The sequence below is a fragment of the Massilia sp. YIM B02443 genome (genome assembly GCF_030411955.1).
GTDB lineage: Bacteria > Pseudomonadota > Gammaproteobacteria > Burkholderiales > Burkholderiaceae_D > Telluria.
The window spans coordinates 54,247-63,173 of record NZ_JASNRA010000029.1 but is presented as its reverse complement, the minus strand read 5'-3'; the positions used below and the strand labels follow the sequence as shown (position 1 = coordinate 63,173).

Genomic DNA, 8,927 nt, shown 5'->3' with positions numbered 1-8,927 from the left:
ACCTCTACTTTTAGCGTGCTCTAAAAATGGGGGGATTACCCAGCGACACTGGATTGGATGACCACGATTCACAGCGGTACCGAGGTCTGCATATCTCGCCTTCGATAACAATCGCATACAGTTGCATCGAAAACAATGTCTTCAGCGTGACCAGCGCTTCTTCGGGCTTTCCGAGAACAGAGCGTCTAAAAATGCTTGGGGAGGACGATCGATGTCGATGATATGTTGAGGCAAGAAAGGAACCTCAACATTTTCGGTAAGGTAAAAATTACTCTTCCGGTGGCATCCTATAGGTGTATTGGTGAGGCGACCGATGAAGTACGACGGTCGGACCTCCGACACTACAACCCACATCCGCTCGTAATCCCGTGAGATTTCTCCGAACTCATCTTCCGACTCGATTTCAAAAATGAGTTTGGCACCGTCACCTACCTGCAAGCCTCTTCTTTCTTCTAACGATGGGATCATGAACGTCTCCGGCGCTGACCGATGGCGCTCTTCGCCGGAGACAAGAGTCCAGTAGGCAACTTCCATTTGTGGGAAACGCGTTTGGAAGGTATTCAAAAGTTGATTGAGGAGGAGAACAATTTTTTTCTCTTAACCGGCAATTTGAATCATCAACATGTCCGCTTCTTGCCGGTAGTAGCCGTTTGCGAAGGAGCACTCCTGTCCGTCAGGCGTACGCCGGATTGGCCTACTCGACTATATCAAGTGCTTCCCGTTGCGCTGTCGAACCTTGCTCTTGCCATGGGTAGCAATATTGTTTATCAGGCCAAAACATGACAAGCCCACGGAAGTCTTGCTCATTATAGAAGCGAACCGCAGCCCCAAAGTATTCTGGCAAGCAATCCTTGCGAACCGCCTTGAACACTACTTTATAGTTTCCCCCAACGATGTCTGGGTATTCAACGTCGGTGCGAAAGGTAGCACCATTTCGTATCAGCTCGACACATTCACTTAAGATCGCATGAGACACGCTGTTATCCAAGCCAAAGATCATGATTTCTGGATGACCAAAGGTCTCTGACAAGCCAATCGTGTAAGTAAAATCTGACCCGGTCTCCCCATCGCGGGGGCGCACGGACAGGCAATGCCAGCCGAAACGCTGGACGTCCGACCGCATTTTCGTGACGATTTTCTCGTTATTCATCTGTCTACTCAAAAATCGGGGCTTGTGCCTACGTTGGCCAGTTGCGAACCTACCGAGACGGCCGCTTTCGACCCATTGCGGACGGTCCGCGCAGTGCGATAGATAGGGTCTAGTCGCACGTATGGAACTGCATCATCGCCTGTATCTCAGACTGATCCATCGTCAAGTCGACCTTGAACGGCGCATTATCTGAGCTGCATATCACTAGCGAACGCTCATCCCACCCGCTCAGTCGGAATCCAGCAAGAACCTTGACGACGTTCGCGCTCGATTTCGGAGCCGCCCCTAAAGTGGATACGCACTGCTCGTGGTGAGGTCCCGATCCTACCAAGCTGGAACTGTCCTTAGCTGGCTCCAGCCATTCCTCACGCCACAACATTTGGCTATGAACTACGGTAAATGGCACGTCCAACTCGGTCCACGTCAAGGGGCACGCTAACGATACGCGGTGTAGGCGAATTGGAAACACCTCAAACCATTTCCCTACTGACTCCTCTTCCACAGCGAAAGCAATAACTTCTTCGCTGTTGAATCGAAGCGCAGCGAAACTGTACTCCGAATGGAACGCGTGGACAGTGCGCCCCTCAAGCTTGGGCAGGCTGTCGTAGCAACTCACTATGCGTGAATAGGGTATCTGTTCGTTTGGCATAACTGTTTTCTTACTCTGCGTAGTCGTGAACGTCCGCTCCTGGCCGAAGGCGGAAGTACACCACGGCTCAGTTCACGACATATTTTTCCGCGACGATAAGTAGACTTTTGTTGGACGCACTTAGCTTAGGGCTACCTTCATGGCGACCAGGACCTAGGAGAGCTCATCGAGTGTTTTCTCTTCGACCCTGAAGATGACCGACTCGAAGTAGGCCATTACGATCGACTCGCGCCTACTCGTCCCAGCGTAGTATGTTGCCAGCGTAGAAAGTCACCCATTGTCGCGACGGCAGGAATCGACCCAAAGGAGACTGTCGACCATCAATCCTGGAGTACCCCCCAGGACTCACATATCCCTCCGTATGGTGCTGCGAGGGCTGTTAGAGATGCCTGGGTGGACATCACGAAACCATAGGTAAGTAGGGCGCGAAGTGTGATCTGCACATAGCCGTCTCCACTTGGATCAGGCACGTAAACCTCAACGTTGGAAAACCGAGTTTCTAGCACGTTCATCAGTTCTGGTGACGGTGGCCACGTATCGAAGTCGACGTTGAAATCAATGTCAACCTCTTTGCTGAAGTCGAATTCGTTGGCGTCTAGCCGCCGAAACACATCCCCATCTACATCAGATGGCCAAGCACGTTGGTCCGAATTATTCATAACTACCTTCGTAGGTAAATTGCATAGTCGAGCTAGCGGCCTCATTCTTGGATTGCTCCGGCTACCCGCCGACTGACCGGTATTGGCCGAAATCGGCCGTTCGCACCAGCTTAGCAGGCTGCCAGGCTAGCAAATCCACGAATAGTCACGAGCGGCCGAATTCCGGGCGATAGTAAGCATCCCACAGCTTGTTGCGAAACCTGTTTTGCGGATCGACCTGACGCTTGAGTGCAAAGAAGCAGCCGGCATCCGGATACGCGGTGTGGAACTGGTGCGCGCTGGCATGGATCTGGTACGGCAGGTAGAAGCTCCCATCCTGCGCCAGCGCGGCATCGATCAGTTCACAGGTCCAGCCGCGCACGGCGTCGCGCTCGCTGGGTGCCGTTCCCTGCGGTAGTACAGCACGAATGCGAACACGTCCGTGCGAGCCCAGGCCAGCAAGGTGCCCGGGTCCTTGTGGGCATGGCGGATCGACACGTTGATGGCGTTCACCGCATGGCACCGCAGGATGGCACGTAGCGCGCCGGCGAAACGCTCCAGTGCCGCCATCGGCACGAAGTATTCCTGCAGCGCATGGATCGATCCATCTGCCGTCGTGGTTGCCAGCGAGCGCATGTCGAGGCCGGCCTGGTGATTGCGCCATTCGACCAGGTCCTGCGCATAAAACAGTGGGTCGAGCATGCGCCGGCGCAGCGTCTTGCCCCATTGCGATCCGCCGAAGATTTCCTGCACCTGGCGCTCGGTCCGGTAGTCGCCGCCGGTGCGCGCCAGGCGTGCCGGTTGCGTCAGCGCGCGGGTCGTGCGCACATGGGTCACCGCGCGCACCAGCATGTAGCCGTCGGAATGCAAGGTGGCGCTGTGCAGGGCGGCGTTGCGGTCCGGCGCGATCTGCGCCATGAAGAATTGCCGGTACTGCGCCAGCGGCATCACCCGCGCGCCGTTTCAACGGTCGTTGGCGACCAGGCGCAGCGTGGCTTCCACGATCACGCCCAGGCCGCCATAGCCGCCGATGGCTCCATGGAACAGCTCGCTGTTGTGGGTCGGGCTGGCCGCCACCTGCGGTCCGTCCGACCACGCTGAAATCGGCATACGATTGCATGACCTGCAGCGCCAGGTCGTGCGGGTCGATGACCGACTGGATCTGGCGCCATGCGTCGTCATGTTTGACGAAATGAATGCTGTTGGCAAGAATGCGCGGGTACAACACTGAAAGACCATTGTCATGTCGATGCATTCTGTTTCACCCATCACGCCGGACCTGATCCATGGCGCTGTCGAGCTCGAAAGTACCGAAGCCGGCATCCTGCCGCAGCGCCTGCCCGCCTGGACGCGCCCGCAGTGGGATGCGCAGCTGGCAATGGCTCAGGCGCAGCCGTCCGGCGTGCGCGTGGCGTTTCGCACCGCGGCCAGCGTGGTGGAACTGGTGACGCTGCCGACCAAGCGCCGCTACCGCGACATGCCGCCGCGCCCGGATGGCGTATACGACCTGCTGGTCGACGGCCGCCTGCAGCAGCAGGCCAGCGCGCCGGGCGGCAAGGTGCTCGACATCGACATGATCAGCGGCGCCGCCGTCATGCAGCCCGGTGCGCCGCAGACGCTGCGCTTCGCCGGCCTGCCGGCGGGCGCGAAGACGGTCGAGATCTGGCTGCCGCACGACGAGACTACCGAGCTGGTGGCGCTGCACGCCGATGCGCCGATCGAACCGCTCCCGCTGCCAGCACAGTCGGGTAAGCGGCGCTGGCTGCATCACGGCAGTTCGATCAGCCAGGGCTCGAACGCGATTCACCCGACCGGCATCTGGCCGGTGGTGGCGGCGAACCTGGCCGGCGTCGATCTGCTGAACGTCAGCTTCGGCGGTAGCGCATTGTTGGACCCGTTCACCGCGCGCACGATCCGCGATCTGCCGGCTGACCTGATCAGCCTCAAGCTCGGCATCAACCTGGTCAACCTGGACCTGATGCGCCTGCGCGCTTTCGGTCCGGCAGTACATGGTTTCCTGGACACGATCAGGGAAGGGCACCCGACTACGCCCTTGCTGGTGATATCGCCGATCTATTGTCCGATCCATGAAACCACGCCCGGTCCGACCATGTTCGATGGCAAGGCCCTGAAGAAGGGGCAGGTGCTGTACCGGACCACGGGCACCGAGGCCGAAGTCCGGCAGGGCAAGCTGACGCTGGCGGTGATCCGCGAGCAGCTGCGAACGATTGTGCAGGAGCGGGCATGCCGCGATGGCAACCTTCACTATCTCGACGGCACCGACCTGTATGGGGCCGAAGACAATGCGCGCCTGCCGCTGCCGGACGAGCTGCATCCGGATGCGCAGGCGCAGCGGCTGATCGGCGAGCGCTTTGCCGACATGGTGTTTGCCGGTGAAGTGGTTGGCACGCGCACAGGCTAGGATGCCGCGTGCGGGCAACGGCTGCGCCGTCAAAAGTACAGCGTAGCGACACCACCGGTAGCGTGTAACGCGCCCCGCGATCGAGTTGGCAAAATGCCTTGCCGCTTATATTTTCCGATAAGAAAATTGCTCCACGTTATCCCTTGGAGCAATAAATGCAAGCGAAGAAATCCGAAGCAAAACAGGCGCCGATCCAGCGCCGCATGCAGCGCCTGATCGACGCCGTCTGCCACGGCATGGTCGAGCGTGAAGAGACCGTCGCGGTGGCGCTGTTGGCTGCATTGAGCGGGCAGAACACTTTCCTGTACGGTCCACCGGGCACGGCCAAGAGCCTGGTGTCGCGCCGCATCGCCAGCGTGTTCGAGACCACGGCTTATTTCGAGCACCTGATGAACCGCTTCAGCACGCCCGAGGAAGTGTTCGGCCCGGTCTCGCTCAAGGCGCTCAAGGAAGACCGCTTCGTGCGCAAGACCGACAGCTACCTGCCGAAGGCGCAGTTCGCGTTCCTGGATGAGATCTGGAAGTCGAGCCCGGCGATCCTGAACGCGTTGCTTACCTTGATCAACGAACGCACCTACAAGAACGGCGACCAGGTCGAGCAGGCCCCGCTCAGGGCCCTATTGGCGGCCTCGAACGAGACGCCGGCGCCGAACCAGGGCCTGGAGGCGCTGTACGACCGCTTCATCGTGCGCCTGATGGTGCCGCCAGTGAGCAAGGTCGAGCATTTCGAGCAGTTGCTGCAGCGCCGGCCCGGAGCGGCCGAGGTCACCGTGCCGGACGATGCGCGCATCCAATCGCACGAATGGAGCGCCTGGCTGGAGCAGATTCACGAGGTCACCCTGTCGCCCGAAACCATGACCATTGTGCGCCTGATCCGCGAGCAATTGGTGGAGCAGCAGGAAGCGCTCGGCGTCTATGTGTCGGACCGGCGCTGGCAGCGCGCCGCCTTCCTGATGCGGGCCTCGGCGTTCTTCAACGGCCGCGCCACGACCAACCATAGCGATGCGCTGCTGCTGCAGCATTGCCTGTGGACGCAGGAGAGCAACCACCAGGCAGTGGCGCAGATCGTGGCCAAAGCGGTGCAGGACACTGGCATCGAGAGCGGGATCAGCCTGGCGCAGATCGACCGCGTAAAGGAAGGCGTCGACCTCGAAATTACCCGCGACCTGTTCCATTCTGCGGATGTTTACAAGACTGAAAAGCACCGCAATGGCGAAGAGGTATTCAGGATCGACGAACAGCCGAATTCGTTCTATTACTGGCGGCGCTCGGGTAGTAGCCAGCCGATTTTCCTGCCCACCAAATACATGAAGTCAGCCGAAAAATTCCACCCGCTGGACCAGTCCGGCAATAAGATCGAAGAGATTACCTGTGCCTTCGACAAGCAGGGCAGTTGCGATCTGGTGGAAACCTATCGTGGCATCCGGCTGCCATTCAAGCCGCAGATCCTGTTTCATCGCGGCGACAAGAAAGACGTCAACGAGCGGCTGATAGCGGCCTTGTCCGACACGGTCTTGAAAATTAAAGCCGAATTCACCTCGGTGCTCGAAATCGTCCAGGCACGCTCCGCCAAAGTGCAGGCCGAGCTGAAGTCGCTGTTCGTTCCAGACGACAAGACCCAGCTGGCGGTGCTCGGCATGCAGGAGCAGATCAACCAGCTCAAGCTGCGCATTACCGACTGCGAGCGGCTCGAAGGATTGTGCCGGTGAATGCCCTGACGAACGCGGCGGCGCAGGTCGAAGCCGGCCTTGTTTCTTCCCACTCATCGCTGTTCGACGCAGCACCGGCCCTGCGCGGCCACGTCGCCGGGCAGATCGCGGATTGGGAAAGCGCAAACCGTACCGCGCTGCGCATGGAGTTTCCCCATGCAGCGCATGCGGACAAGCTGCGCCAATGGCAGCAGCGCTGGCAAGCATCAGCCAGTCCGGCACCGCAAGCGCTCCAGACCCTGGACGACTACCTGGCCTTCTGCAAGGCGGCCAGGCAGCCATCCGAGGAGACATTCTGGCGCAGCCGCTTCGCGCCGCCGCAGCAGCAATCGACGGCGCTGGCGCGCAAGATGGCGGCCGATCCGGCCATCAGCCTGCGGCTCCTGCTGCAGAAGTGGCAGGAGCGAATCGACCACGTGCGCGCGGAATGGGAGTTGCGCGAAATCGCCGCACGCCGCGCGGCGCTGCTGGCGCGTCTCGACGAACTGCTGCAGCTGTTCCAGACCCTGCATGAACGTTTGAATGCGCTGGGACTCGACACCGGGCTGCTGTTCGACCTGTCCACCGGCAGTCTGAGCGAGCAGGACATCCGCCAGTTCGAGCGCTGGGCGCGTTATCTGGCGCAGGACGAAGGGATCAAGCGCCTGTGCGAGCTGCTTGGGCGAATGCGCCAGATCGAGCTGTCCGAGCGCATCGAGCGCGTCAAAACAGCGGCGCTGGTGCACACTCCGCTACCGGACGTCCATGCGCGCGAAGAGATCGTCGGCATCCGTCTCGGCAAGGATATCGGGCATGCGCTGCCGTCCGAGCTTGCCCTGCTGGCCGACCCGGATACCGCGCTGCTGTTCGACCTCAAGTATGCCGAAGCGGCGTTGATGTGCTTCGACATGCAAGGCATGCGCGAGGTCTGCGAACAAGTCGAGGTCGAGCAGGAACAGAGCGTGGCAGAGGCCGACAAGCAGGGGCCGATGGTGATCTGCATCGACACCAGCGGCTCGATGAACGGCATGCCGGAAACCGTGGCCAAGGCGGTGGCGCTGTTCCTGGCCGCCAGGGCCAGGGAAAGCAAGCGGTCCTGTTACCTCATCAATTTCTCGACCACCATCGAGACGCTCGACCTGAACGGCAAAGTCGGGATAGCCGACTTGCTGCGCTTTCTCGGCATGTCATTCCATGGCGGGACCGACGTGGCGCCGGCGCTCGAGCATGCGCTGCAGATCATGGAGCAGGACGCCTACCGCAATGCCGACCTCTTGGTGATCTCGGACTTCATCATGGCCGGCCTGCCGGACGGCGCCCTGGCGCGGATCGAGGCCCGGCGTGGCGAAGGCAACCGCTTTCACTCGCTGGTAGTCGGTGACGCTTACATGACGCAGCGCCTGCGCACGCATTTCGACAACGAGTGGGTGTACGAACCGGGCCGCGCCACGATCCACGAGCTGCTCGGCTTCGAGCGCAAGCTGCAGGCGCCGGCGCAGGGCGCTTATTGCGGCGCCCTGACCAGCCCGTAACCCACGTGCGGGCGGCCGTCTTCGAGCGGCAGCACCGAGTTCAGGAGCTTGAGCATCAGGTCGCGCAACACCAGCCGGCCGTTCTCGTCCCTGAGCCGTTGCGCCCACAGCGCGGCTACGCCCGCGACGTGCGGGGTGGCCATGCTGGTGCCGGTCATCGTCGTCAGTCCGCCTTCGCGCTGCGCCGACACGATGTCGACGCCCGGCGCCACCAGGTCGGTGCCGGTATTCGAGAAGCGCGCGACGCGCGGCGCCGACCTTGGTGATGTGATTGGACGCCGCCGGCGGCGTGACGTCGATCGTGAACGCGGGCCGCTGCGATTCGTTGCCGGTGGCCGCGACCAGCAGCACGTCGCGGTCGAGCATGGATCGGGCCAGGTTGTCGAACAGGCCGACGGTTTCACGGTATTGCTTGAGCGCCTGCGACGTTGCGGCCGGCAAGGGTATCTGCTGTTCCAGGTGCAGCTTTTGCACCATCCCGGGAAAGTCGATTCCGAGCGACATCGAAATGACGTCGGCGCCTTCCGCCGCGGCCCAGTTGATCGCCTCGACCAGCATGAGGTTGGTATTGCCGCCGCTGCCCATCACCTTGCCGACGATCAGGCGCTCGATTCCGGGGGCGATGCCGATGCGCGCCAGTGGGCCGACGGCGCCACCGGCGATGGTTCCGGCGCAGTGGGTGCCGTGGCCGTGCCGGTCGCTGACGTCGCCCGGCGCGCCTTCGGTGAAGTTGCGCACGACGATGCGCTGCTTTGCCAGCAGCGGGATAAAGGCTTCGTGCGTCAGGTCGATGCCGGTGTCGAGCACGGCGACCCGGATGCCGCGCCCGGTCCACATCGAACTCAGCG

General features: G+C 61.0%; 9 protein-coding genes and 1 pseudogene. 3 read left to right on the top strand and 7 right to left on the bottom strand.

The genetic code is table 11. The annotated features are described in order from the left end of the window. Positions 1-141: 141 nt before the first annotated feature. From QPK27_RS22235 to QPK27_RS22215, 6 genes are all read right to left on the bottom strand, one after another. Positions 142-468 (bottom strand): hypothetical protein, encoded by a 327-nt coding sequence (locus QPK27_RS22235; protein ID WP_290420366.1) that lies wholly within the window; start codon positions 466-468, stop codon positions 142-144. Positions 469-694: 226 nt separating this feature from the next. Next, the gene (locus QPK27_RS22230; RefSeq protein ID WP_290420365.1) at positions 695-1,150 is read right to left on the bottom strand and encodes a DUF4262 domain-containing protein; all 456 of its coding nucleotides are present in this window, start codon (positions 1,148-1,150) and stop codon (positions 695-697) included. Positions 1,151-2,119: 969 nt separating this feature from the next. Continuing rightward, on the bottom strand, positions 2,120-2,458 hold the full coding sequence (locus QPK27_RS25550) for a ribonuclease E inhibitor RraB (RefSeq protein ID WP_374047107.1): 339 nt from the start codon (positions 2,456-2,458) through the stop codon (positions 2,120-2,122). A gap of 145 nt (positions 2,459-2,603) precedes the next feature. Beyond that, positions 2,604-2,819: a hypothetical protein gene (locus QPK27_RS22225; protein ID WP_290420364.1), complete on the bottom strand. Its 216-nt coding sequence runs from the start codon at positions 2,817-2,819 to the stop codon at positions 2,604-2,606. Then, entirely contained in the window at positions 2,795-3,385 is a 591-nt protein-coding gene (locus QPK27_RS22220; RefSeq protein ID WP_290420363.1) for a hypothetical protein, read from the bottom strand. Before QPK27_RS22220 ends, QPK27_RS22225 begins: the two co-directional genes overlap by 25 nt. A 15-nt stretch (positions 3,386-3,400) precedes the next feature. Further along, positions 3,401-3,547 carry a hypothetical protein gene (locus QPK27_RS22215; RefSeq protein ID WP_290420362.1) on the bottom strand — a complete coding sequence of 49 codons (147 nt, stop codon included), beginning with the start codon at positions 3,545-3,547 and terminating at the stop codon, positions 3,401-3,403. Between the two features lie 133 nt (positions 3,548-3,680). Between QPK27_RS22215 and QPK27_RS22210 the strand changes: the two genes are divergently transcribed. The 3 genes from QPK27_RS22210 (at position 3,681) to QPK27_RS22200 (ending at position 8,079) form a co-directional block, all read left to right on the top strand. After that, positions 3,681-4,859, top strand: coding sequence for an SGNH/GDSL hydrolase family protein (locus tag QPK27_RS22210; RefSeq protein ID WP_290420361.1), 1,179 nt, complete (start codon positions 3,681-3,683; stop codon positions 4,857-4,859). A 155-nt stretch (positions 4,860-5,014) separates the two neighbouring features. Next, positions 5,015-6,568, top strand: a complete 1,554-nt coding sequence (locus QPK27_RS22205; protein WP_290420360.1) for an AAA family ATPase — start codon at positions 5,015-5,017, stop codon at positions 6,566-6,568. Continuing rightward, positions 6,565-8,079 (top strand): VWA domain-containing protein, encoded by a 1,515-nt coding sequence (locus tag QPK27_RS22200; protein ID WP_290420359.1) that lies wholly within the window; start codon positions 6,565-6,567, stop codon positions 8,077-8,079. The genes QPK27_RS22205 and QPK27_RS22200 overlap by 4 nt, the downstream gene beginning before the upstream one ends. On the opposite strand, the pseudogene QPK27_RS22195 reads toward QPK27_RS22200, so the two are convergent. Beyond that, a pseudogene (locus tag QPK27_RS22195) lies at positions 8,052-8,916 on the bottom strand (S8 family serine peptidase). The gene QPK27_RS22200 and the pseudogene QPK27_RS22195 sit on opposite strands and share 28 nt — an antisense overlap. Positions 8,917-8,927: the final 11 nt, after the last annotated feature.